The organism is Streptomyces sp. WI03-4A (assembly GCF_033792105.1).
Lineage (GTDB): Bacteria > Actinomycetota > Actinomycetes > Streptomycetales > Streptomycetaceae > Streptomyces > Streptomyces collinus_A.
Genome location: NZ_JARAUO010000001.1, coordinates 204,278 through 226,442, shown reverse-complemented (window position 1 = coordinate 226,442; position 22,165 = coordinate 204,278). Strand labels below are relative to the sequence as shown.

Here is a 22,165-nt window from a genome sequence, read left to right as displayed (position 1 = left end):
GGTTGTGCATAGGTATGCGGTCGCCTGAAAAGTCATTGACGCTCGGCCGGCCGCGTTCCTATGCTCTGCGGACATGCAGCTGATCCAGAACACAGCCGACCTGTCCGCCTATCTGGCCGCCGACGAGGTGATCGACCATCATCACCCCACCGTGCGGGAGACGGCCGCCCGGCTGACCGAGGGGGTCGCGGACTCGTATGCCTATGCGCGAGCCGCGTATGAATTCGTGCGGGACACCATCCCGCACTCCGCCGACTCCGGCGACCCGCGCGTCACCTGGCGCGCCTCGGACGTCCTGGAGTGGCGCACCGGCATCTGTCACGCCAAGGCGCACGCCCTCGCGGCCCTGTTGCGGGCCGAGGACATCCCCACGGCGCTGTGCTACCAGCGGCTGACGCACGACGGCGGCGGCCACGTCCTGCACGGCCTGGTCGCCGTGCGCTTCCACGGGGCGTGGCACCGGCAGGACCCACGCGGCAACAAGCCCGGCGTGGACGCGCAGTTCTCACTGGACGGCGAGCGGCCGGCCTGGATCCCCGACCCCGCGGCGGACGAGAGGGACCACCCGGTGCTCTACGAAGCCGCGCACCCCGCGGTCCTCGCCGCCCTGCGGGCGGCCCCGGACCGCCCGTCCCTGTGGAGGACGCTCCCCGACACGCTCTGAGGGGCGGCCGGGCCTGAAGCCGTCCTCCGTCAGGCCGCTGCCTCAGTGGGCCTCGGCCGCGCGGAGCTGCTCCACCGTGGGGGCGGTGCCGCCGAGGTGGGCCGGGAGCCACCAGGTCTCCTCCGCGCCCTTCGGGCGGGAGGGGTAGGCGCGCTGGGCGGCCTCCAGCATCTCCTGGACGCGCTCGCGCAGCCGTCGGGTGATGGCGCCCGCGTACTGGTCACGCGGGGCCTCGACCGGCTCGCCGACCCGGATCGTGACGGGGGTGTGGCTGCGCCGGAAGTTGCGGGGCCGGCCCTTGGTCCACAGCCGCTGGGTGCCCCAGACCGCCATGGGGACGAGCGGCACGCCCGCCTCCTGGGCGAGCCGGGCCGCGCCCGACTTGAAGCTCTTGAGGGTGAAGGACTGCGAGATCGTGGCCTCGGGGAACACGCCGATGATCTCGCCCGAGCGCAGCGAGTCCAGGGCGTGCGCGTAGGCCGCCTCGCCCTGCGCGCGGTCCACCGGGATGTGCTTCATGCCCCGCATCAGCGGGCCGGAGACCTTGTGCCGGAAGACGGAATCCTTGGCCATGAAGCGCACCAGGCGCTTCTGCGGCAGGGCCGCCAGGCCGCTGAAGATGAAGTCCAGGTAGCTGATGTGATTGCTCACCAGCACCGCACCGCCCGAGCGCGGGATGTTCTCCGAGCCCTGGCAGTCGATCTTCAGGTCCCAGACCTTGAACATCGTCCTGGCGAGACCGATGACGGGACGGTAGACCAGCTCTGCCATGGGTGAGGGTGACCCTTCCTGCTCTGCTCGGGAAAGAGGGGGCTCCCGGCGGCTAAGTTACGCAGCCGTAGGTAAACGGCGTCTCGCGCATCGTGCCCGAAGAACGGACAGGGGGCCAGTCCTGGTGCCTCGCGGCGGCGAGATTCTCGTCACGTCGCAGGAGCCGTCGACATACGCCGAGCGTCCCGCGCCGGACACCGGGGAAGGGAAACCCCGCACGCCGGTGCATGCTTGTGCTGAGAACGAGGGCGGCGGAAGGAGCGCGCGGGTGCGCGGGCGGGACGACGGCAAGCGGCTCGGGGCGGCCGAGCTGGGCGGTGAACCGGGGGAGCGGGCCACGCTCGTGCAGTTCTCCAGCGCCTTCTGCGCGCCCTGCCGGGCCACCCGGCGCGTCCTCGGCGAGGTCGCCGCGATGGTCCCGGGCGTGGCCCACGTCGAGATCGACGCCGAGGCCCGGCTGGACCTCGTGCGCGAGCTGGGCATCCTCAAGACGCCGACCGTGCTGGTCCTGGACGCGGACGGCGCGGAGGTGCGGCGCGCCACCGGTCAGCCCCGCAAGCCCGACGTCATCGCCGCCCTGGGCGAGGCGTTGTGAGTGCGCCCGGAACCACGGTGAGGCATCTCCCAGATACCGGAACGAACTTGACTGTACGTGCCCGCTATCGTCAGCCTGACCGTATGCCGACCGAACTCCTTCTCTTCGGGCGGGTCCACGTCGACCTGGCCCGCACCGCGAGCGCGCGCTGTCCGGGCTGTTGAGCAGTCACGGACCCGCGCCCCGCCCCTCGCAGAAGGACAACTCCATGACGGCCACGCCCCCTCTCGCTCCCTTCCAGCTCGCCTCCCCCGACCTCCTCCGCGCCACCTTCCGCCGGCACGCCGCCGGCGTCGCCGTGATCACCGCTGCCGGCGCCCGGGGCCCGGTCGGGTTCACCGCCACCTCGCTGACCTCCGTGTCGGCCGAACCCCCGATCGTGTCGTTCGGCATCGGCACGGGCGCCTCCAGCTGGCCCGCCGTGGCCGAGACCGAGCACGTCGGCATCCACATACTCGGCGAGCACCAGCGCGATCTGGCCGCCACCTTCGCCCGCAGCGGCGCCGACCGCTTCGGCGCTCCCACGGCCTGGCGCGAGGGCCCGAACGGCGTACCCGTCCTGGACGACGTGCTGGCCTGGCTGGTCTGCCGGATCGTCGGCCGCGTCCCCGCCGGTGACCACCGCATCGTGCTCGCGGAGGTGGTCCTCGGCGACTCCACGGGCGCCGGCCGGCCCCTCCTCTACCACCAGGGCCGGTTCAGCAGCCTGCGGGATTGATCACGCCCGCTCCCACCTGCGCAGTCGTCCGATTCCGGTTACGCTGCGTTGCGAAGGTCACAGTTCAAAGCGCTTGCTTAGCGGGCATGAACTGGGTGTACTGACGAGTAATATTTCGGTCGGAGCGCGCGGACGCCCCGACCGGGATCGGCCGCTTCAGGCGCCTATGCTGCCTGCAAGAGGCAGCCCGGAAAAGACGATGCAGTAGGAGAGCCGGCGTGAGCTTGAGGATCGTTGTCACTGTGAAGTACGTGCCCGACGCCACTGGCGACCGGCACTTCGCCGATGACCTGACCGTCGACCGCGACGACGTGGACGGTCTGCTCTCCGAGCTGGACGAGTACGCGGTCGAGCAGGCGCTGCAGATCGCCGAGGAGGCGGACGACGCCGAGGTCACCGTTCTGACCATCGGCCCCGAGGACGCCAAGGACGCGCTGCGCAAGGCGCTGTCCATGGGTGCCCACAAGGCCATCCACGTCGAGGACGACGACCTGCACGGCACCGACGCCATCGGCACCTCCCTGGTGCTGGCCAAGGCCATCGAGAAGGCCGGCTTCGACCTGGTCGTCTCCGGCATGGCCTCCACCGACGGCACCATGGGCGTCGTCCCGGCGCTGGTCGCCGAGCGCCTGGGCGTCCCGCAGGTCACGCTGCTCTCCGAGGTCTCCGTCGAGGACGGCACGGTGAAGGGCCGCCGCGACGGCGACGCCGCCTCGGAGCAGCTCGAGGCGCAGCTCCCGGCCCTCGTCTCCGTGACGGACCAGTCGGGCGAGGCCCGCTACCCGTCCTTCAAGGGCATCATGGCGGCCAAGAAGAAGCCGGTGGAGTCCTGGGACCTGTCCGACCTGGACATCGAGGCCGAGGAGGTCGGTCTCGAGGGTGCGTTCACCAAGGTCGAGGCCGCGAACGAGCGTCCGGCCCGCACGGCCGGCACCATCGTCAAGGACGAGGGCGAGGGCGGCAAGCAGCTCGCTGAGTTCCTCGCGGGCCAGAAGTTCATCTAAGGGCCCGTTCCCGCTGACCGCCCCTCAACTTCGTTACGCAGGAGAGCAAATCCCATGGCTGAAGTCCTCGTCTACGTCGACCACGTGGACGGCGCCGTCCGCAAGCCCACCCTGGAGCTGCTGACCCTGGCCCGCCGCATCGGCGAGCCCGTCGCCGTCGCCCTCGGCAACGGCGCCGCCGACACCGCCGCCGTGCTCGGCGAGCACGGCGCGGTCAAGGTCCTCACCCACGACGCGTCCGAGTACGCCGACTACCTGGTCGTGCCCAAGGTGGACGCGCTGCAGGCCGCCTACGAGGCCGTCTCCCCGGCCGCCGTGCTGGTCCCGTCCTCCGCCGAGGGCAAGGAGGTCGCCGCCCGCCTGGCGCTGCGCATCGGTTCCGGCATCATCACCGACGCCGTCGACCTCGAGGCCGGCGACGAGGGCCCGGTGGCCACCCAGTCGGTGTTCGCCGCGTCCTTCACCACCAAGTCCCGTGTCGTCAAGGGCACCCCGGTCATCACGGTCAAGCCGAACTCGGCCGCCGTGGAGGCCGCCCCGGCCGCCGGCGCGGTCGAGGCCCTCTCCGTGTCCTTCTCGGACAAGGCGACCGGCACCAAGGTCACCGGCCGCACCCCGCGCGAGTCGACGGGCCGCCCGGAGCTGACCGAGGCCGCGATCGTGGTCTCCGGTGGCCGTGGCGTCAACGGCGCCGAGAACTTCTCGATCATCGAGGCGCTCGCCGACTCCCTCGGCGCGGCCGTCGGTGCCTCGCGTGCCGCCGTCGACGCCGGCTGGTACCCGCACACCAACCAGGTCGGCCAGACGGGCAAGTCGGTCTCGCCGCAGCTGTACATCGCCAACGGCATCTCCGGCGCGATCCAGCACCGCGCCGGCATGCAGACCTCGAAGACGATCGTGGCCGTCAACAAGGACGCCGAGGCCCCGATCTTCGACCTGGTCGACTACGGCGTGGTCGGCGACCTCTTCGACGTCGTCCCGCAGCTGACCGAGGAGATCAAGTCCCGCAAGGGCTGATCCTCCGCCAGAGCGGTACGAGGCCCCTGTGACCCGCGCGGTCACAGGGGCCTCGGTGCATCCTGGAGGCGTCCCGGCCGGTCCTGTCCGGTGCTCCTGAGGGTGTTGACCGGCGGGAACCACCCCGGATAACTTCATTCTACGGATTGTTGATTCCGTAGAGCGGAAACATGGAGGGTGTGGGATGGGTCAGCAGGAGAAGGTGGCGACGAGCCTCGCGGGCGCCGTCAGCGAGGAGATCAGCGCCTCCCTCGCGCCGGTCGACGCGGAACTTGAGCGCCGCTACCCCGGAGACCCCGGCTCCCGGCAGCCCGTCCACACCGTGTACGTCCCCGGCGACGCCTTCGCCGCCGACACCATCAGGACCTGGGGCGACCGGGCGCTCGCAGCCCTCGACGAACACGCCCCGGACGCGGCCGCGTTCGCGGCCGTCCTCGGCCTCTCCGACGAGCTCGCCGAGCCCGTCCACTCCCGCGTCCGCGCCAAGCTGGAGCGCGAGCCGATCGAGGACCTGCGCGTCGACTTCGAGGACGGCTACGGCCCCCGCCCGGACGCCGAGGAGGACGAGGCGGCCGCCCGCGCGGCCCGGCTGATCGCCGAGGCGTACCGGGACGGGACGGCGGCCCCCTACATGGGCATCCGCACGAAGTGCATGGAGGCGGCGGTCCGCGACCGGGGCATCCGCACCCTCGACGTCTTCCTCACCGGCCTGATCGACGCGGGCGGCCTGCCCGACGGGCTCGTCCTGACCCTGCCGAAGGTGACGTACGCCGAACAGGTCACGGCGTTCGCACGGCTGCTGGAGGCCTTCGAGAAGGTCCACGGTCTGGAGCCGGGCCGGCTGGGCTTCGAGATCCAGATCGAGACCAGCCAGTCCATCCTGGCCACCGACGGCACCGCCACCGTCGCCCGCATGATCCAGGCCGCCGAGGGACGGGCCACCGGCCTCCACTACGGCACCTTCGACTACAGCGCCTGCCTCGGCGTCTCCGCCGCCTACCAGGCCAGCGACCACCCCGCGGCCGACCACGCCAAGGCCGTCATGCAGGTCGCCGCGGCGGGCACCGGCGTCCGCGTCTCGGACGGCTCGACCAACGTCCTGCCGGTCGGCCCGACCGCGAAGGTCCACGACGCCTGGCGGCTGCACCACGGCCTCACCCGCCGCGCCCTGGCCCGCGCCTACTACCAGGGCTGGGACATGCACCCCGGCCACCTCCCGACCCGCTACGCCGCCGTCTTCGCCTTCTACCGCGAGGGCTTCGAGCAGGCGGCGGCCCGGCTCGCCCGCTACGCCAACCGCACCGGCGGCGACGTCATGGACGAGCCCGCCACCGCCAAGGCCCTCAGCGGCTACCTGCTGCGCGGCCTGGACTGCGGCGCCCTCGACATCGCCGAGGTAGCCCGCCTCACCGGCCTGACCCGTACCGACCTGGAGGGCTACGCGGCCCCTCGGCGCGGTGATCTGACGGTCTCGGGAAAGTAGGGGGCGTTCCCGAGGGGAGTCGCCGACCCTGACGAGGTCACGCTCGGCCGGGGGTTTTCGCCGAACGGGCGGCGTTCGTGTACAGGCGAGTCGGCCCGCCGGGCGCTGGGCTGCCCGGGGCCCGTGTCCGGCTGAGCTGGGGCTGGTGTTCTCCGGGCGGCGCCAGGGCTTGACCCCGCCGGGTGGGCCAGGCGCCGTCGCTTCGGGGCCGAGGCCCGAGCTGCGGGAGACGTGTCCGGCCGTCCTGTCGGCGGCGCCGTGGCGGTCAGGACCCTGCCCGGCTCTGGGGTGGCGGCTGCCCGGGGTGCGGGTTGCGGGGCGCCGGGCCGCCGGCTGGTCATCGGCGAGGCGGCCGTCGGGGGCCGATGGACTCCAGGGCGCTGCCTGCCTGCGGCGAGGCGTGCGGGTTGCCGCGGGGACTGTCCGGTCGACTGATCGGCGGCGCCGTAGCCGCCAGGGCCCTGCGGCTCCGGGTCGCCGACTGCCCGGGGGCGGGGGTGCGGAAACGGGGACTACTCCGGGGGCGACCCGGCGACGTACGGTTCGAGGCCGGACCTCGTCACCCACCGGTGTTCGGCGAACAGGCGGGTGGCGCGGGCGCGTAGTGCCGCGTCCCCGCGGGCCCGCGCGCTGAACTCCTCCGGGGTGACCCCGAGCAGCTCCCGCAACGCGGCCGACATCCCCAGGAGGTCGGTGAGGAGCGTGTGCTGGTCGCCGGGGTGGCGGCGCCGTGCGCGGGTGCCGTCGCGCAGCACCCCGTGCCGGTTGACGTACACATGGGCGCCGGACAGCACCTGGCCGTCCGGCAGCTCGACGCGTATGTCCGGGGCGGGCAGCCAGGCGCGGCGGAAGTTCCCGTCGGGCAGCGGCACGCCCTCGCTGGCGTCGATCACCGTCAGCTGCGGCGCGTCCAGCCAGATGACGAACAACTCGCGTGCCGCGCGGGGGTCCTTGACCGGCGAGGCCGAGACGTAACCCGCGCGGCTGACGTGTGCCGAGACGCCCACCTCGATCCCGTGCACCCGGGCCCGCACCATCGGCACCGGGGCGCCGATCCCGGACTCCGTCATCTTGTGCCGGAGTTGGGCGGGACTGGCGTTGGACCCGACCGTGAGCACCGGCACCCGGTCGTCGTACACCAGGCGCTCCAGCGGGAGCATGCGGTCGCCGTGCAGCAGCCCGGACTCGGCCGGCCAGGCGCCCGGATAAAGGAGCGGATGCTCGAGCGGGGCCTCGGCGAGGCCCAGCTCCTCCAGCGTGCGGCCGGTCACGGACGCCTCAGCAGGCCGGCGGCAGCTCGCCGGAGCCGCGGGTGATCAGGCGGGTCGGCAGCTCGATACGCTCCGGTGCCACGAGGCTGCCGTCCAGCTGGCGGAAGAGCCGTTCGGCCGCGGTCCTGCCCAGCGCCGCCGCGTCCTGGGCGACGACCGTGACGCCCGGCTGGAGCAGGTCGGCCAGCTCGATGTCGTCGAAGCCCACGAGGGCGACCGGACGGGAGTGCCCGGCGAGCACCCGGATCACGGTGACCGTCACCCGGTTGTTGCCCGTGAAGATCGCCGTGACGGGCGCGGGGCCGGACAGCATCTCCTCGGCCGCCCGGCGCACCCGTTCCGGGTCCGTCGCGCCGAGGGACATCCACCGCTCCTCGACCGCTATCCCGGCGTCCTCCATGGCGGCCCGGTAGCCGCGCAGCCGCTCGGCGGCGGTGTGGATGCGCGGCATGTCGCCGATGAACCCGATCCGGCGGTGCCCGTGCGCGATCAGGTGGGCCACGCCGTCGCGGGCGCCGCCGTGGTTGTCGGACAGGACGACGTCGGCGTCGATCTTTCCGGCGGGACGGTCCACGAACACCGTGGCCACGCCCGCCCGGATCTCCGGCTCCAGGTAGCGGTGGTCGTCCCCGGCCGGGATCACCACCAGACCGTCCACCCGCCGGGCGCACAGGGCCAGCGCCAGCTCCTGCTCACGGTCCGGGTCCTCGGCGCTCGAACCGTTGATCAGCAGGGCGCCGTGGGCGCGGGCCACCTCCTCGACCGCGCGGCTCAGCGGCCCGTAGAAGGGGTCCGCGAGATCTTCGAGGACCAGGCCGATGCTGGCCGTACGGCCCTTGCGCAGCACCCGTGCGCTGTCGTTGCGGCGGAAGCCCAGCGCGTCGATCGCCTCCTGGACGCGGCGCTCGGTGTCCGGGGTGACCCCGGGCTCGCCGTTGACCACGCGGGACACCGTCTTCAGGCCCACCCCCGCCCGCGCCGCCACGTCCTTCATGGTCGGGCGGTTGCCGTAGCGGGTCCCGGTGAGCTGTGCTGCGCGGCGGGTGGTCTCGGGCACGATGCGCTGTCCTGTCCTGTCGTCCGTGTTGTCCACTAGGGGGTGCGGCGATCCATCAGGTTGTATGAGGATGTGGCGTCGAGCATAGAGCCTGGACAACGTTGTCAGATGCGCGAGAGACTGTCCACCGCTGTCTCCGGCCCGCGCCCCCACCGCTCGACCGGCCTGCTCTTCTTCTGATTCTCGAGGTTCGACGGGGAGAACTGACTCTGATGCACACCGACCTAGTGGCGGCCCTGGACATCGGCGGCACCAAGATCGCCGGCGCGCTGGTGGACGCTCACGGACGGATCGAGGCCCGCGCGCAGCGCGCGACGCCCGCGCGCCAGGACGGCGAAACGGTCATGCGGGCCGTCGAGGGGGTGCTCGGCGACCTCGCCGGATCGCCCCTGTGGGGACGCGCCGGTTCGGTCGGCATCGGCAGCGCGGGCCCGGTGGACGCCTCCGCGGGCACCGTCAGCCCCGTCAACGTGCCGGGCTGGCGCGACTTCCCGCTGGTCGAGCGGGTGCGCGCGGCCACCGGCGGCCTCCCGGTCGAGCTGATCGGCGACGGCGTCGCCATCACCGCGGCCGAGCACTGGCAGGGCGCCGCCCGGGGCCACGACAACGCGCTGTGCATGGTGGTCTCGACGGGGGTCGGCGGCGGTCTGGTCCTCGGCGGCCGGCTGCACCCCGGGCCGACCGGCAACGCCGGGCACATCGGGCACATCAGCGTCGACCTCGACGGAGACCCGTGCCCGTGCGGTGCGCGCGGCTGCGTCGAGCGCATCGCCAGCGGCCCCAACATCGCCCGCCGCGCGCTGGAGCGCGGCTGGCGGCCGGGCCCGGACGGGGACACCTCCGCGGCGGCGGTGGCGGCCGCCGCCCGCGGGGGCGACCCGGTCGCCGTGGCCTCCTTCGAGCGGGCCGCGCAGGCCCTGGCCGCCGGGATCGCCGCCACCGCGACCCTGGTGGAGATCGACATCGCGGTGGTCGGCGGCGGGGTGGGCAAGGCCGGCGACATCCTCCTGACCCCGCTGCGCCAGGCCCTCGCCGACTACGCGACCCTCTCCTTCGTCCAGCGGCTGACCGTGGTGCCCGCGCAGATGGGCACGGACGCAGGGCTGGTCGGCGCCGCCGCGGCCGCGCTGGCCCGCACGACCGACGCGACCACGGCCGGAGTCTGAGGGGCCGAGGTCGCAGGGGCCGAGGGGCAGCGCCGGGGGCCGGCGCGTCCGCCGGTGGGGCCGAATCGTGGTGCCGTGCGTGACTCCCGGGCGGTTGCGCAGTTGAGCCGGGCATGAAGAAGCGCAGCATGCTCGCCCTCGCCACCCTCGCCACCGGATTCGTCGTGGCGGCCGTCACCCCGTCCCACGCCGCCGACAAGGGCCCCCTCCGCGACCTCAACGTCTCCGGCACCATCGACAACGTCGACCACCTGGTCAGCCAGGACAGCTTCGCCGTGGACGAGAACGCGCTCGGGCAGGAGTAGCCCCGGCCGGCCGTGCCGGTGTCCCCGCCGCCCGGGGGCACCGGCACAGCCGTGTGGGCGCCCTCAACTGGACGTGGTTTCCGTGGCAGGGTGGAGCGGGCAAGCCACAGGGGGCCAACAGAAGAGGGGGAGTCCGTGACCGTCGTCTGGATCAACGGCGCGTTCGGTGCGGGGAAGACGACCGCCGCACGGGAACTGATCGAACTGATCCCGAACAGCACGCTCTTCGACCCCGAGGTCATCGGTGGAGCGCTCTCGCACCTGCTGCCGCCCAAACGCCTCGCCGAGGCCGGCGACTTCCAGGACCTGCCGATCTGGCGCCGGCTGGTGATCGACACGGCGGCCGCGATGCTCGCCGAGCTGGGCGGGACCCTCGTCGTCCCCATGACCCTGCTCCGCCAGGAGTACCGCGACGAGATCTTCGGCGGCCTCGCCGCCCGCCGCATCCCCGTGCGCCATGTGCTGCTCGCCCCGGCTGAAACGATCCTGCACGAACGGATAGCCGGGCGGGAGATCCCGCCCGACGTGCCGGACGGCGAGATGCGGGACCGGCCGTGGGCGTACGACCGGATCGAGCCGTACCGGGCCGCCCTGGCCTCCTGGCTCACCGCCGACGCCCACCTGATCGACACCAGCGCGCTCACCCCGTACGAGACCGCCGTCCGGGTCGCCGAGGCCGTGGGCAGTGGCGCCGCCCCGCCGTGCGACATCGTGCAGACGCCCGAGCCCACCGCCGAGACGCTGGCCGCCGGAGTGCTCCTCTTCGACGAGCAGGACCGGGTCCTGCTCGTGGACCCCACCTACAAGCCCGGTTGGGAGTTCCCCGGCGGTGTGGTCGAGCGGGGTGAGGCCCCCGCCCGCGCCGGTGTGCGCGAGGTCGCCGAGGAGACCGGCATACGCCTGAGCGAGGTGCCGCGGCTGCTCGTCGTGGACTGGGAGCGGCCGGTGCCCCCCGGCTTCGGGGGACTGCGCCTGCTCTTCGACGGCGGCCGGCTGGACTCCGCGGAGGCCGCCCGGGTGCTCCTGCCGGGTCCTGAACTGCGGCAGTGGCGGTTCGCCAGCGAGCGGGAGGCGGCCGACATGCTGCCGCCGGTCCGCTACGAACGCCTGCGCTGGGCCCTCAGGGCCCGCGAGCGCGGCGCCGCGCTCTATCTGGAGGCCGGCATACCGGTCACGGGCCGGCCGGCCTGACCGGGAAGGGGGCGCAGGCCGGGGCGGCGAGCCCGCCCCGAGCCCGGAGGGAGCCCGCGTCCTCACCCGGCGGCCGGGTGGCGGTCCGCCGCTCGGCGCAGCGCCGCCGACGCTCCGCTCAGCACCGGCTCCCCGTGGCCGAAGCACGCCACGCCCGTGTCCAGGGCGGCCAACCGGTGGAAGCCGGTCAGCAGCCGGGGCCGGTCGAGGTTGAACACGCCCGGGATGACCGCCCCGTCGACCGGCGAGGCGGCCACCGTGTCACCCGTGAACAGCACGCCTTCGGCGGGCAGGAACAGGGCGATGCTGCCGTCCGTGTGCCCGGGGACGTGCACCACCCGGGCGCCGCCGCCGAAGTCGAGCACGTCACCGTCGGACACCGCCGTGACGCCCGGCGGGCGCGTCGGCTCGCCGTCGGGCAGGTGTGCGGCGGCCGCCGCGTGGAGGGGCAGTTCCCAGTCCTCGAACCGCGGGGGCGGCCCGGGGCGTTCACCTCGTACGAACGGCGCGTCCAGCCGGTGGGCCAGCACCTCGGCGCCGCTGAGCGCGGCGAACTCGCCCGCTCCGCCCGCGTGGTCCTCGTGGAAGTGGGTCAGCACGATCCGCCGGACGTCACGGGGTGCGCGGCCCAGCGCCGTGAGCGCGCCGGCGATCGCCCGCCCCGCACCGACGGCGCCCGCGTCGATCAGGGTCGACTCCGTGCCGTCGTGCCAGAGGTAGGCCTGGCCGACGGGGAAGCGCAGCAGATGGAGGCGGGGGAGCAGTTCGACGACGTCCATACGCCGACGCTAGGCGGCGCCCCCGCCCGTGGGCGAGGGCGCTCTGCCGTGGGCAGAAGGGGTCAGCCCGCCGCGTAGTTGCGCAGGAACAGCGCCTCGGCGACCGACAGCCGCTCCAGCTCCTCGGGGGACACGCTCTCGTTGACCGCGTGGATCTGCGCCTCCGGCTCGCTGAGGCCGATCAGCAGGATCTCCGCCCGCGGGTAGAGGCCGGCGAGCGTGTTGCACAGCGGGATGGAGCCGCCCTGGCCCGCGTACTGCATGGTCTCGCCCGGGTAGGCGACGGCCATCGCGTCGGCCATGGCCTGGTAGGCCGGGCTCGAGGGGTCGGCGCGGAACGCCTGGCCCTGGCCGATCTGCTCGGTGGTCACCCGGGCGCCCCAGGGGGTGTGCGCCTCGATGTGGGCCTGCAGCAGCTTGGTGGCCTCGGCCGCGTCCACGCCCGGCGGCACCCGCAGGCTGACCAGGGCGCGGGCGCCCGCCTGCACCGACGGGGTGGCGCCCACGACCGGCGGGCAGTCGATGCCGAGCACGGTGACGGCCGGCCGGGCCCAGATGCGGTCGGCCACCGAGCCGTCACCGATCAGGCCCACCCCGTCCAGCACCTTGGCGTCCTTGCGGAACTGCTCGTCGGTGTACTCGAGGCCGTCCCACCGCGCGCCGGCGTCGAGGCCGTCGACCGTGGTCGAGCCGTCCTCGGCGCGCAGCGAGTCCAGGACCCGGATCAGCGCGGCCAGCGCGTCCGGGGCGGCACCGCCGAACTGGCCCGAGTGCAGGTTGCCGCCGAGGGTGTCGACCTGGACCCGGACGAGCGTCATGCCGCGCAGGGTCGTGGTCACCGTCGGCAGGCCCACGCGGAAGTTGCCCGCGTCGCCGATCACGATGGTGTCGGCCGTCAGCAGCTCGGGGTGCTGCTCGGCGTACCGCTCCAGGCCGCCGGTGCCCTGCTCCTCGGAGCCCTCGACGATCACCTTCACGTGGACGGGTACGCCGCCGTTCGCCTTCAGCGCGCGCAGCGCGAGCAGGTGCATGATCAGACCGCCCTTGCAGTCGGCGGTCCCGCGGCCGTACCAGCGGCCGTCCCGCTCGGTCAGCTCGAACGGCGGAGTGGTCCAGCCGGCCTCGTCCAGCGGCGGCTGGACGTCGTAGTGCGCGTAGAGCAGAACCGTTTTGGCACCCTCCGGGCCCGGCAGGTACCCGTACACCGACTGCGTGCCGTCGGGGGTGTCGAGGAGGGCCACGTCCACGAAGCCCTCGGCGCGCAGGGCCTCGGCGATCCAGTTCGCCGCGCCCTCGCTCTCGCTCTTCGGGAACTGCGCGAAATCCGCCACCGACTTGAAGGCGACCAGTTCGGTCAGCTCCGTCTTCGCCCGGGGCAGCAGCGAGACGACGGTCTCGGCGACCGGATTCGACGACATGGGCACGCTCCTCGTAGGTGCGACGTTGTACAGCTGAGTACACCGATCCTCCCACAGTGGCCTGCGGCGATCGTCGCCGTAGGATGCGGGGGACAGGTGCGGCAGCGGCTTGATCGGAGCAGTAGACCATCGTGAGCGGCGAGAACTCTTCGGCGGACGACGTGCAGCGGGTGTGGGACGTCGTCGTGGTGGGCGCGGGACCCGCGGGGGCCTCGGCGGCCTACGCGGCGGCGGTCGCGGGGCGACGCGTGCTGTTGCTGGAGAAAGCCGAGCTGCCCCGCTACAAGACGTGCGGCGGCGGCATCATCGGCCCCTCGCGCGACGCGCTGCCCCCCGGGTTCGAACTGCCCTTCCAGGACCGCGTGCACGCCGTCACGTTCTCCCACAACGGGCGCTTCACACGCACCCGGCGCTCCAAGCAGATGCTGTTCGGGCTGATCAACCGGCCCGAGTTCGACCAGCAGCTGGTCGAGCACGCCCAGAAGGCGGGCGCCGAGCTGCGGACGGGCGTCACCGTGCAGCGCGTCGAGCAGCACGGCTCCGCGGTGCCGGACCGGCGCACGGTCGCCGTGGTGCTCCAGGGCGGCGAGACGGTGCTGGCCCGCGCGGTCGTCGGGGCCGACGGCAGCGCCAGCCGGATAGGGGCGCACGTCGGGGTGAAGCTGGACCAGGTCGACCTCGGCCTCGAGGCGGAGATCCCGGTCCCGGCGACGGTCGCCGACGACTGGAAGGGGCGGGTGCTCATCGACTGGGGCCCGATGCCCGGCAGTTACGGCTGGGTGTTCCCCAAGGGCGACACCCTGACGGTCGGCGTGATCTCGGCCCGCGGCGAAGGCGCCGCGACGAAGCGGTACTTGGAGGACTTCGTCGCGCGGCTCGGCCTCTCGGGCTTCGAACCGAGCATCTCCTCGGGGCACCTGACCCGCTGCCGCGCCGACGACTCGCCGCTGTCCCGCGGCCGGGTGCTGGTCTGCGGCGACGCGGCGGGACTGCTGGAGCCGTGGACCCGCGAGGGCATCTCCTTCGCGCTGCGCTCGGGCCGGCTGGCGGGGGAGTGGGCCGTGCGGATCGCCGAGGCGCACGACGCGGTCGACGCCCGGCGCCAGGCCCTGAACTACGCGTTCGCGATCAAGGCGGGGCTCGGCGTGGAGATGAGCGTCGGCAAGCGCATGCTGGCCGCGTTCGAGCGGCGTCCCGGTTTCTTCCACGCGGCCCTCACCGGCTTCCGTCCGGCCTGGCGGGCGTTCCGCGACATCACGCGCGGCTCGACCTCCCTGGGGGAGCTGGTCCGGTCGCACCCCCTCGCCCAGCGCGCCCTGACCGCGTTCGACCGGACGCCGGCCGCCCCCGCGGAGGAACCCGTCACTTCGTGACCGTGATCCGGAACACCGGGTGGTCGGCGGCCACGGCGAGGATCTCCTCGTCCGTGGAGTCGGCCGTGACGCCCGCGAAGTACTGCTTGACCTGCCAGCCCCACTTCTCCAGGTAGGTCCGCAGGATCGGGAGCTTCTCCTCGTCGGGGAGCTCCACCGCGGTGAAGGCGCGCACCTTGCGGCCCACCCGCAGTTCTCCGCCGTTCGCGACCCGCATGTTGCGCACCCACTGCGAGTAGCCGCGGGCGGAGACGAGGTACTGGCCGTCCTGGTAGGTGTGCGGGTTGACCGGGACGCGCTGCATCTTGCCGCTCTTGCGGCCGCGCACCGACAGCTCGGCGTTCCCCGCGAAGCTGAGCCCGTGCCGGGCGAGCCAGCCGACCATCCCGTTCATCCGGACGGCCAGCGGGCTGCTCTCGACGTAGAACGGCGCGGACGACGACATGGTGACCCCCACAGTTTGGGAGAGCGGTGCTCTCGCTCGGCCTCAGTGTGGGGGAGACAGGTGCTCCAAAGCAAGAGCAGTGCTCTCTTTTTGGTTCGGTGCTCCGATTCGTGTGCACTGCTCTGCACGCGTGGCACACTGCTGCCATGAGCACCGCACAGGGCGCCCGCGCGCGAGCCAGGGCCGAAGTCACGGCGGCGATCAAGGACGCGGCGCGCCGCCGACTCGCCGCGGAGGGCGCCGCCAAGCTCTCGCTGCGGGCCGTCGCCCGTGAACTGGGCATGGTCTCCTCGGCGGTCTACCGCTACTTCCCGAGCCGCGACGACCTGCTGACCGCGCTGATCATCGACGCCTACGACTCCCTCGGCGAGGCGGCGGAGGCGGCCCACGCGAAGGCGGGGGAGGCGGCCGACCCCGTGCGGCGCTGGACGGCCGTCTGCGAGGCGGTGCGCGGCTGGGGGCTCGGCCATCCGCACGAGTACGCCCTGATCTACGGCTCCCCGGTGCCCGGGTACGCCGCCCCCGAGACCACCGTGCCGGCCGCCGCCCGGGTCGGTCTGCTCCTCGTCGGCATCGTCCGTGACGCTCACCGGAGCCCGGGGCTCGCCGCCCTGCCGCTGCCCGCCGAACTGCGCCCCGAGGCCGAGCGGATGGCGGCCGACCTGGCCCCCGACCTGCCGCCCGAGGCGGCGGTGGCCCTGGTCGCGGCCTGGGCCGAGCTGTTCGGTCTGGTCGGGTTCGAGCTGTTCGGGCAGTTCCACCGGGTGGTCGAGGACCGGGAGACGTTCTTCCGGAACGCGGCCGTCCGGCTCGCCGGCAGTGTGGGCCTGGCCCGGCCCTGACGGCCGGCGGCGGCCGGGCCCGTCGACCGGTTCCACCTACGCCTCCGGAACCAGGACGACCTTGCCGGCCACCGTGCCCGACTCGGCCAGCCGCATCGCCTCCGCGACCTCGGTGAGCGGCAGCCGGGCCGCTATCCGCGCGGTCACCTCGCCGCGGCCGAGCGCCCGGAACACCTCGGTCAGGTCGGCGCGCAGCCGGGAGCGGAACCGGTCCTTGCTCAGCGCGCGGCCCGCCCACACGTTGAAGAAGTACGCGCGGCGGCCGTTGGGCAGCGCGTTCCACAGCCACACCCGGCCGAGGATCTTCAGCACCGGCCACTGCTTGGAGCCGGTGTCGTCCCGGGTGGTGGCGCTGCCGTAGGAGACGAGGGTCCCGCCGGGTGCGAGCAGCCGCCAGGAGTCGGTCACGCTGCGCCCGCCGAGGTGGTCGAAGACCGCGTCCACGCCACCCGGTGCCAGCTCCCGGACCAGGGCCGGGACGTCCTGCGTGTAGTCGACGGGGAGTACGCCCATGGCGCGCAGCGTCTCGTGGTGGCGCGTGGACGCCGTGCCGATCACCTTCAGGCCGGCCGCACGGGCGAGCTGCACGAGCACCGTGCCGACCCCGCCGTTCGCGCCGTGGACGAGGATCGTCCCGCCTTCGCGCACCCGGGCCTTGCGGTGCAGCATCTGCCAGGCGGTGATCCCGTTGACGACCAGCGTCTCCGCCTCCGCCGCGTCGATGCCGTCCGGCACCGGGACCGCGTCGGCCGCGTCGAGCAGTACGTGGCTGGCCCAGCCGCCGACCTTGACCAGGGCCGCCACCCGCCGGCCCACGAGGCCGGCCGGGACGCCGGTGGCCGCCGTGAGCACCGTGCCGACCAGGTCGTAGCCGGGCACGAAAGGGAACGGCGGCTGGTCGTAGTACCGGCCGCGACGCATCTGCTGCTCGGCGAAGGACACGCCGGTGGCCTCGACGCGGACCACGATCTGCCCGGGGCCCGGCGTGGGGACGGCCCGGTGACGCAGTTCCAGGCCCTCGGGCTCGACCGTGCCCGGCAGTACGACCTCCAGCAGTTCCTTGCCGTCCATCACGACCTCCAGGTCGGGTGAGAGTCAGGGGTGATAATCAGTCGCTTGCGTTAGAAGCTATAACTAACATGACGGCCCCTTCTGGTTGTGTCAAGGCGTCAGGGCGAGATTCGTTACGGGCTCTCTCGCCAGTGATAGGTTGAAACCCTGAGGGCAACCCGACGACGAGGAGCGTGAAGGCCATGGCGGCAGGCGCGGCGAGCCCCCGGGAGCGGTACCGCAGCCAGGTGCGGGCCGAGATCAAGGCACGGGCCTGGGACCAGATCGCCACGGCCGGGGCGTCGGGACTGTCCCTGAACGCCATCGCCAAGGAACTGGGCATGAGCGGCCCGGCCCTGTACCGGTACTTCGGCGGCCGGGACGACCTGATCACCGAGCTGGTCAGGGACGCCTACCGCAGCCTGGCGGACACCTTCGGCGCCGCGGCCGACGCGGGCACGGGGCTTGCCGGCCTCGCCCGGGCCATGCGCCGCTGGGCGCTGGAGGACCCCCAGCGCTACTTCCTCGTCTACGGCACCCCGGTCCCCGGCTACCGGGCCCCCGACGACACCACCGCGACCGCCCGCGAGATCATGGCGACCCTCCTCGACGTGTGCGCGGCCGAGGACGCGGCGGGGACACCGGAGACAGCGGGGGCGGGCACGGCGGACGCGGCCCGGGAGGGCCTGCCCGCGCCGGCGGACGCGCTGGAGGCCCATCTCGCGGACCACCGCCAGTGGGCGGGCGACCACCCGGCCCCGCCGCACATCCTGCGCCGGGCCCTGGCCTACTGGACCCGCCTGCACGGCGTCCTCTCCCTGGAACTCGCCGGTCACTTCACCGGCATGGGCTTCGACCCCGAGGTGCTGTTCACCGCCGAGTGCGAGGGGCTGAAGGGCAGAGGCTGACCGCGAGGGCGGCCAGGGACTGACGGCGTGGACGCACAGCGGCCGGCCGCGCGGGCGGGCTGCCGTACTCCCCGGGGAGTACCCGTGCTCACCTCGCCCGGCTGACGTCCGCGCGGGCCGACGGCGTCTAGCGTGGCGGGCATGGAAGAGCAGCGCGGCGCCACGGACCGGTGGCGGCACGGGCCGCCGTGGTGGCCACGCCCCGACGACCCGGAGCCGTCCGCGGCCCGCACGCCCTGGCGGTCCACCGCGCTGATCACCGCTTTCGTGCTCGTCGGCGCCAACTTCGCCGCGCACGCGCAGCCGCACCGCGAGCCGCTCGACGGCTACGCGCGCGTGCTGCTGCTCGCCGGCGCGGTCCTGCTGCTGTGGCGCCACCGCCACCCGGTGGCCGTGGTCTTCGGCACGGCGACGGCCGCGCTGGTCTACCTGGCCGCCGGCTATCCCTACGGCCCGGTCCTGCTGCCCGTCGTGGTCGCCTGCTTCTGCGCGGTCGTCGCGGGCCACCGGCGGGCCGCCTGGACGGCGCTCGGCCTGCTCTGGGCGGGGCACGCGCTCGTGGCGCTCTGGCTCTACCGCGTGCTGCCACCGCCGGGCGACAAGGCCGCGACCGTGGGCCAGGAGATCGTCGTCACCACCTGGGTGCTGGCCGTCGTGGCCGTCTGCGAACTGGCCCGGGTGCGCCGCGAGCAGTGGGCCCGGGAGCGCGCCGACCGGGCCCAGGCCGCCCGGCGCCGCGCGGACGAGGAACGGCTGAGGATCGCCCGCGAGCTGCACGACGTGCTCGCGCACAGCATCTCCGTCATCAACGTCCAGGCGGGCGTGGGCCTCGCCCTGCTCGACAGCGACCCGGAGCAGGCGCGCACGGCACTCACCACCATCAAGGCCGCCAGCAAGGAGGCGCTCGGTGAGGTGCGCCAGGTCCTCGACACCCTGCGCGCCCCCGGTGCCGCGCCGCGCGCCCCCGCCCCCGGCCTCGACCGGCTGCCGGAACTGGTCGAACAGGCGGCCGCCGCCGGCCTCACCGTCGACGTCCGGGGCGAACCCCCGCAGCTGTCGCCCGGCGCCGACCTGGCGGCCTTCCGCATCGTGCAGGAGGCCCTGACCAACGTCGTACGGCACTCGGGGTCACGGCACGCGCGCGTGCGGTTCGAACACGACGGCGCCCTGCTGCGGCTGCGGGTCGACGACGACGGACCCGCGACCGCCACCGACGCGGGCGGCAGCGGCAACGGGCTGGCCGGCATGCGGGAGCGGGCCGCCGCGCTGGGTGGCACCATCGAGGCGGGCCCGCGCCCCGACGGCGGCTTCCGGGTGCTCGCCGTACTGCCCGCGCACACCAGGGAGGACCAGTGATCCGGGTACTGCTCGCCGACGACCAGTCGCTCGTGCGGGCCGGGTTCGGGGCGCTGCTCGACGCGCAGCCGGACATCGAGGTGGTGGGGGAGGCCGCGGACGGCGAGGAGGCCGTGCGCCTGGTGCGTGAACGGGGGCCCGACGTCGTCCTGATGGACATCCGCATGCCGCGGCTGGACGGCCTGGCCGCGACCCGGCGCATCACCGGGGACGCGGAGCTGGGCGAGGTGAGGGTGGTCATGCTGACCACCTTCGAACTCGACGAGTACGTCTTCGAGGCGATCCGCGCGGGCGCCTCGGGGTTCCTGGTCAAGGACACCGAGCCCGACGAACTCCTGCGCGCCGTAAGGGCGGTGGTCGCGGGTGACGCGCTGCTGTCCCCGGGCGTCACCCGCCGCCTCATCGCCGAGTTCGCGGCCCGCTCCAAGGAACCGGCCGCCGCCGACGCGCTCGCCCTGCTCACCGAGCGCGAGCGCGAGGTGATGGCCCTGGTCGGCATCGGCCTGTCCAACGAGGAGATCGCCCGCCGCCTGGTGGTCAGCCCCCTCACGGCCAAGACCCACGTGAGCCGCACCATGGTCAAGCTGGGCGCCCGGGACCGCGCCCAACTCGTCGTCCTCGCTTACGAGTCGGGGCTGGTGCGGCCGGGCTGGCTGGGCTGACCCGGTTCTCCCGGCCGAGAGGACCGGGCGACGAGGCCACTTTCGCAACAGGCCCTAGTCGCGAACCGCCACGCGCTCCGTCTGCTCCGCCGGCGCCTCCACGGTGGATGTGGCGACCACGACGGACGGGCGGGGGCGCCGGGCGCGCAGGCCGGTGAGGGTGATCAGCAGACCGGCCACGGCCACGCCCGTGACGACCATGAAGCCCGGCCGGTAGCTGTCGAGGACGGCGTGCGCGGTGGGGTGCGCCGGGGCGGCCGCGGTGACCACGGCGGTCACGACGGCCAGGAAGATCGCCCCGCCCACCTGCACCGAGGTGTTGAGCAGACCGGAGACCATGCCCTGTTCGTGGTCCTCGACCCCGTTGGTGGCCTGGATGTTGAGCGAGGGGAAGACCAGGGCGCAGGCCGCGCCGATCAGCAGCATCGACGGCAGGATCACGGCCGCGTACACCGGGTCCAGGTCGATCCGCAGGAACAGCGCGTACCCGGCGACCATCAGCGCGAAGCCGGCCGCGATCAGCCGCGGGGTGCCGAACCGGTCGACGATGGCGCCGACCTTCGTCGAGGACACCGCCACGAGTGCGCCCGCCGGCAGGAAGGCCAGTGCCGTGTGCAGCGCCGACCAGCCCAGCAGGGACTGCATGTACAGGGTCGTCAGGAACTGGAAGCCGACGTAGGAGCCGAAGAAGGCCACCGCTGCGAGCTGGGCGCGGACCTGGCTGCCCGAGCGCAGCACGCCGAGCCGGATCAGCGGGCCAGGCGAGCGCCGCTCGACCAGGACGAAGGCGGTCAGGAGGACGGCGACGGCGAGGAACGACCCCAGCGTGCGGGCCGAGGCCCAGCCGGCCCCGGGCGCCTGGACGACGGTGAAGACCAGCAGCAGCATCGAGGCGGTGCCGAGGACGGCACCCGGGACGTCGTAACCGGCGTGGTTCTCCTCCCGGGAACTGCGCGGCAGCAGCCTGAGGCCGGCGGCGAGGGCGAGGAGCGCGATGGGCGCGGGCAGCAGCATGGTGAGGCGCCAACTGGCCTCGGTGAGCAGCCCGGAGAGGACCAGACCCATGGAGAAGCCGGTGGCGGCGCACGTGGTGTAGATGGAGAGCGCGCGGTTGCGCAGCGGGCCCTCCGGGAAGGTCGTGGTGATGATGGACAGGCCCGCGGGCGCGGTGAAGGCGGCGCTCAGGCCCTTCACGAAGCGGCTGGCGATCAGCAGCGGCCCGGAGTCCACGAGCCCGCCGAGCAGCGAGGCGAGCGCGAAGACGGCGAGCGCCACCAGGAACACCTGGCGCCGGCCCAGCAGGTCGGCGGTGCGGCCGCCGAGCAGGAGCAGTCCGCCGTATCCCAGGATGTAGCCGCTGACGATCCATTGCAGCGTCGAGGTGGACAGATGGAGGTCGGTGCCGATGGACGGCAGCGCGACGCCGACCATCGACACGTCGAGCGCGTCCAGGAACATCGCGGCGCACAGCACCAGCAGCGTGCCCCACAGCCGGGGGGTCCAGCGAACCGCCGGGGACGGGGCCGTGGGGATGGTGAGCGGAGAGGTCATGGCGAAGAGACTACATGCGCATGCATTCAATGCAAGCGCATTTAATGTCGATGCAATGAAACCTGTTCTCTGCTACGGTGCGCGCATGGCGGCGAACATGCCCGAGCGGGCGCTCGTGGAGCAGTGGCGGGACATCCTGTCCCTGCACGCCCGCACCCAGTGCGAGCTCGACCGCGCGCTGCACGGACACGGCCTGTGCGCCAGCGACTTCGAGGTCCTGGACCTGCTCTCCGAGGGCGCGGCGGCGGACGGCGGCTGCGCCTACCGCGTGCAGGAGATCTCGGAACGGGTGCACCTCAGCCAGAGCGCGCTCTCCCGCCTCATCGGCCGCCTGGAGAAGGACGGCCTCGTGGAGCGTGCCATGTGCCCGGAGGACCGGCGCGGGGTCCGCGTCGCGCTCACGGCCAAGGGGCGCGCGCTGCACGGTGAGGTGCGGCCCGTGCAGCGCGCGGTGCTGGCCAGGATGCTCGCCGAGGCCGGTCCGGACGCCGGCTGAGCCGGCGTCGGCTGCGGACTTCCCCGGGACGTCGGCTTCGGCG

The 22,165-nt window shown here is 73.5% G+C and carries 23 protein-coding genes; 15 read left to right on the top strand and 8 right to left on the bottom strand.

The window, feature by feature from the left end; genetic code table 11:
* Positions 1-73: 73 nt before the first annotated feature.
* Positions 74-664 (top strand): transglutaminase domain-containing protein, encoded by a 591-nt coding sequence (locus PV343_RS01065; protein WP_319144813.1) that lies wholly within the window; start codon positions 74-76, stop codon positions 662-664.
* Between the two features lie 42 nt (positions 665-706).
* Here the strand turns inward: PV343_RS01065 and PV343_RS01060 are convergent, their stop codons facing one another.
* Positions 707-1,435: a lysophospholipid acyltransferase family protein gene (locus PV343_RS01060; RefSeq protein ID WP_319144812.1), complete on the bottom strand. Its 729-nt coding sequence runs from the start codon at positions 1,433-1,435 to the stop codon at positions 707-709.
* Positions 1,436-1,658: 223 nt separating this feature from the next.
* On the opposite strand from PV343_RS01060, the gene PV343_RS01055 reads away from it, so the two are divergent.
* From PV343_RS01055 to PV343_RS01035, 5 genes are all read left to right on the top strand, one after another.
* Positions 1,659-2,030 (top strand): TlpA family protein disulfide reductase, encoded by a 372-nt coding sequence (locus PV343_RS01055; protein WP_387950271.1) that lies wholly within the window; start codon positions 1,659-1,661, stop codon positions 2,028-2,030.
* 208 nt (positions 2,031-2,238) lie between these two features.
* A complete protein-coding gene (locus tag PV343_RS01050) occupies positions 2,239-2,748 on the top strand; it encodes a flavin reductase family protein (protein WP_319144810.1) in 510 nt (169 codons plus the stop codon).
* A gap of 218 nt (positions 2,749-2,966) precedes the next feature.
* Positions 2,967-3,752, top strand: a complete 786-nt coding sequence (locus PV343_RS01045) for an electron transfer flavoprotein subunit beta/FixA family protein (protein ID WP_319144809.1) — start codon at positions 2,967-2,969, stop codon at positions 3,750-3,752.
* A 54-nt stretch (positions 3,753-3,806) separates the two neighbouring features.
* On the top strand, positions 3,807-4,769 hold the full coding sequence (locus PV343_RS01040) for an electron transfer flavoprotein subunit alpha/FixB family protein (RefSeq protein WP_319144808.1): 963 nt from the start codon (positions 3,807-3,809) through the stop codon (positions 4,767-4,769).
* A 184-nt stretch (positions 4,770-4,953) separates the two neighbouring features.
* Positions 4,954-6,252, top strand: coding sequence for a DUF6986 family protein (locus tag PV343_RS01035; protein ID WP_319144807.1), 1,299 nt, complete (start codon positions 4,954-4,956; stop codon positions 6,250-6,252).
* 512 nt (positions 6,253-6,764) lie between these two features.
* Here PV343_RS01035 and PV343_RS01030 read toward each other — a convergent pair.
* Both PV343_RS01030 and PV343_RS01025 read right to left on the bottom strand, forming a co-directional pair.
* Positions 6,765-7,523 carry a hypothetical protein gene (locus tag PV343_RS01030; RefSeq protein WP_319144806.1) on the bottom strand — a complete coding sequence of 253 codons (759 nt, stop codon included), beginning with the start codon at positions 7,521-7,523 and terminating at the stop codon, positions 6,765-6,767.
* A 7-nt stretch (positions 7,524-7,530) separates the two neighbouring features.
* Positions 7,531-8,580, bottom strand: coding sequence for a LacI family DNA-binding transcriptional regulator (locus tag PV343_RS01025; RefSeq protein ID WP_319144805.1), 1,050 nt, complete (start codon positions 8,578-8,580; stop codon positions 7,531-7,533).
* A gap of 212 nt (positions 8,581-8,792) precedes the next feature.
* Between PV343_RS01025 and PV343_RS01020 the strand changes: the two genes are divergently transcribed.
* The 3 genes from PV343_RS01020 to PV343_RS01010 all read left to right on the top strand — a co-directional run bounded on the left by PV343_RS01020 (position 8,793) and on the right by PV343_RS01010 (position 11,242).
* On the top strand, positions 8,793-9,746 hold the full coding sequence (locus PV343_RS01020) for an ROK family protein (RefSeq protein WP_319144804.1): 954 nt from the start codon (positions 8,793-8,795) through the stop codon (positions 9,744-9,746).
* A 113-nt stretch (positions 9,747-9,859) separates the two neighbouring features.
* Complete coding sequence (locus PV343_RS01015; RefSeq protein ID WP_319144803.1) at positions 9,860-10,051, top strand: hypothetical protein; 192 nt, start codon at positions 9,860-9,862, stop codon at positions 10,049-10,051.
* 135 nt (positions 10,052-10,186) lie between these two features.
* On the top strand, positions 10,187-11,242 hold the full coding sequence (locus tag PV343_RS01010; protein WP_319144802.1) for an NUDIX hydrolase: 1,056 nt from the start codon (positions 10,187-10,189) through the stop codon (positions 11,240-11,242).
* Positions 11,243-11,304: 62 nt separating this feature from the next.
* On the opposite strand, the gene PV343_RS01005 is transcribed toward PV343_RS01010, so the two are convergent.
* Both PV343_RS01005 and PV343_RS01000 read right to left on the bottom strand, forming a co-directional pair.
* Complete coding sequence (locus tag PV343_RS01005) at positions 11,305-12,021, bottom strand: MBL fold metallo-hydrolase (RefSeq protein ID WP_319144801.1); 717 nt, start codon at positions 12,019-12,021, stop codon at positions 11,305-11,307.
* Between the two features lie 62 nt (positions 12,022-12,083).
* Positions 12,084-13,439 carry a dipeptidase gene (locus tag PV343_RS01000; protein ID WP_319144800.1) on the bottom strand — a complete coding sequence of 452 codons (1,356 nt, stop codon included), beginning with the start codon at positions 13,437-13,439 and terminating at the stop codon, positions 12,084-12,086.
* A 131-nt stretch (positions 13,440-13,570) separates the two neighbouring features.
* On the opposite strand from PV343_RS01000, the gene PV343_RS00995 reads away from it, so the two are divergent.
* The gene (locus tag PV343_RS00995) at positions 13,571-14,812 is read left to right on the top strand and encodes a geranylgeranyl reductase family protein (RefSeq protein WP_319144799.1); all 1,242 of its coding nucleotides are present in this window, start codon (positions 13,571-13,573) and stop codon (positions 14,810-14,812) included.
* Here PV343_RS00995 and PV343_RS00990 read toward each other — a convergent pair.
* Entirely contained in the window at positions 14,802-15,257 is a 456-nt protein-coding gene (locus PV343_RS00990; RefSeq protein ID WP_319144798.1) for a nitroreductase/quinone reductase family protein, read from the bottom strand. The genes PV343_RS00995 and PV343_RS00990 overlap by 11 nt on opposite strands.
* Before the next feature lie 146 nt (positions 15,258-15,403).
* Here PV343_RS00990 and PV343_RS00985 point away from each other — a divergent pair, with 146 nt between their 5' ends.
* Positions 15,404-16,099, top strand: a complete 696-nt coding sequence (locus PV343_RS00985) for a TetR/AcrR family transcriptional regulator (RefSeq protein ID WP_319144797.1) — start codon at positions 15,404-15,406, stop codon at positions 16,097-16,099.
* Between the two features lie 36 nt (positions 16,100-16,135).
* Here PV343_RS00985 and PV343_RS00980 read toward each other — a convergent pair whose 3' ends face one another.
* Positions 16,136-17,170, bottom strand: coding sequence for a medium chain dehydrogenase/reductase family protein (locus PV343_RS00980; RefSeq protein ID WP_319144796.1), 1,035 nt, complete (start codon positions 17,168-17,170; stop codon positions 16,136-16,138).
* A gap of 182 nt (positions 17,171-17,352) precedes the next feature.
* Between PV343_RS00980 and PV343_RS00975 the strand changes: the two genes are divergently transcribed.
* From PV343_RS00975 to PV343_RS00965, 3 genes are all read left to right on the top strand, one after another.
* Positions 17,353-18,057 (top strand): TetR/AcrR family transcriptional regulator, encoded by a 705-nt coding sequence (locus PV343_RS00975; protein ID WP_319144795.1) that lies wholly within the window; start codon positions 17,353-17,355, stop codon positions 18,055-18,057.
* Between the two features lie 141 nt (positions 18,058-18,198).
* Entirely contained in the window at positions 18,199-19,413 is a 1,215-nt protein-coding gene (locus PV343_RS00970; protein ID WP_319144794.1) for a sensor histidine kinase, read from the top strand.
* Positions 19,410-20,075: a response regulator transcription factor gene (locus PV343_RS00965; RefSeq protein ID WP_319144793.1), complete on the top strand. Its 666-nt coding sequence runs from the start codon at positions 19,410-19,412 to the stop codon at positions 20,073-20,075. Before PV343_RS00970 ends, PV343_RS00965 begins: the two co-directional genes overlap by 4 nt.
* Before the next feature lie 54 nt (positions 20,076-20,129).
* Here the strand turns inward: PV343_RS00965 and PV343_RS00960 are convergent, their stop codons facing one another.
* Entirely contained in the window at positions 20,130-21,626 is a 1,497-nt protein-coding gene (locus PV343_RS00960) for an MFS transporter (protein WP_319144792.1), read from the bottom strand.
* Positions 21,627-21,711: 85 nt separating this feature from the next.
* Between PV343_RS00960 and PV343_RS00955 the strand changes: the two genes are divergently transcribed.
* Positions 21,712-22,122, top strand: coding sequence for a MarR family winged helix-turn-helix transcriptional regulator (locus PV343_RS00955; protein WP_319144791.1), 411 nt, complete (start codon positions 21,712-21,714; stop codon positions 22,120-22,122).
* The last annotated feature ends 43 nt before the right edge of the window (positions 22,123-22,165 follow it).

Bases quoted from the DNA above. Each gene is read 5' to 3' on its own strand.
- PV343_RS01040 (WP_319144808.1), top strand. From the start codon at position 3,807: ATGGCTGAAGTCCTCGTCTACGTCGACCACGTGGACGGCGCCGTCCGC.
- PV343_RS00955 (WP_319144791.1), top strand. From the start codon at position 21,712: ATGGCGGCGAACATGCCCGAGCGGGCGCTCGTGGAGCAGTGGCGGGAC.
- PV343_RS00985 (WP_319144797.1), top strand. From the start codon at position 15,404: ATGAGCACCGCACAGGGCGCCCGCGCGCGAGCCAGGGCCGAAGTCACG.
- PV343_RS00975 (WP_319144795.1), top strand. From the start codon at position 17,353: ATGGCGGCAGGCGCGGCGAGCCCCCGGGAGCGGTACCGCAGCCAGGTG.
- PV343_RS00960 (WP_319144792.1), bottom strand. From the start codon at position 21,626: ATGACCTCTCCGCTCACCATCCCCACGGCCCCGTCCCCGGCGGTTCGC.
- PV343_RS01035 (WP_319144807.1), top strand. From the start codon at position 4,954: ATGGGTCAGCAGGAGAAGGTGGCGACGAGCCTCGCGGGCGCCGTCAGC.
- PV343_RS01060 (WP_319144812.1), bottom strand. From the start codon at position 1,435: ATGGCAGAGCTGGTCTACCGTCCCGTCATCGGTCTCGCCAGGACGATG.
- PV343_RS00990 (WP_319144798.1), bottom strand. From the start codon at position 15,257: ATGTCGTCGTCCGCGCCGTTCTACGTCGAGAGCAGCCCGCTGGCCGTC.
- PV343_RS00980 (WP_319144796.1), bottom strand. From the start codon at position 17,170: ATGGACGGCAAGGAACTGCTGGAGGTCGTACTGCCGGGCACGGTCGAG.
- PV343_RS01000 (WP_319144800.1), bottom strand. From the start codon at position 13,439: ATGTCGTCGAATCCGGTCGCCGAGACCGTCGTCTCGCTGCTGCCCCGG.
- PV343_RS01050 (WP_319144810.1), top strand. From the start codon at position 2,239: ATGACGGCCACGCCCCCTCTCGCTCCCTTCCAGCTCGCCTCCCCCGAC.
- PV343_RS01015 (WP_319144803.1), top strand. From the start codon at position 9,860: ATGAAGAAGCGCAGCATGCTCGCCCTCGCCACCCTCGCCACCGGATTC.
- PV343_RS01065 (WP_319144813.1), top strand. From the start codon at position 74: ATGCAGCTGATCCAGAACACAGCCGACCTGTCCGCCTATCTGGCCGCC.
- PV343_RS01005 (WP_319144801.1), bottom strand. From the start codon at position 12,021: ATGGACGTCGTCGAACTGCTCCCCCGCCTCCATCTGCTGCGCTTCCCC.
- PV343_RS01020 (WP_319144804.1), top strand. From the start codon at position 8,793: ATGCACACCGACCTAGTGGCGGCCCTGGACATCGGCGGCACCAAGATC.
- PV343_RS00970 (WP_319144794.1), top strand. From the start codon at position 18,199: ATGGAAGAGCAGCGCGGCGCCACGGACCGGTGGCGGCACGGGCCGCCG.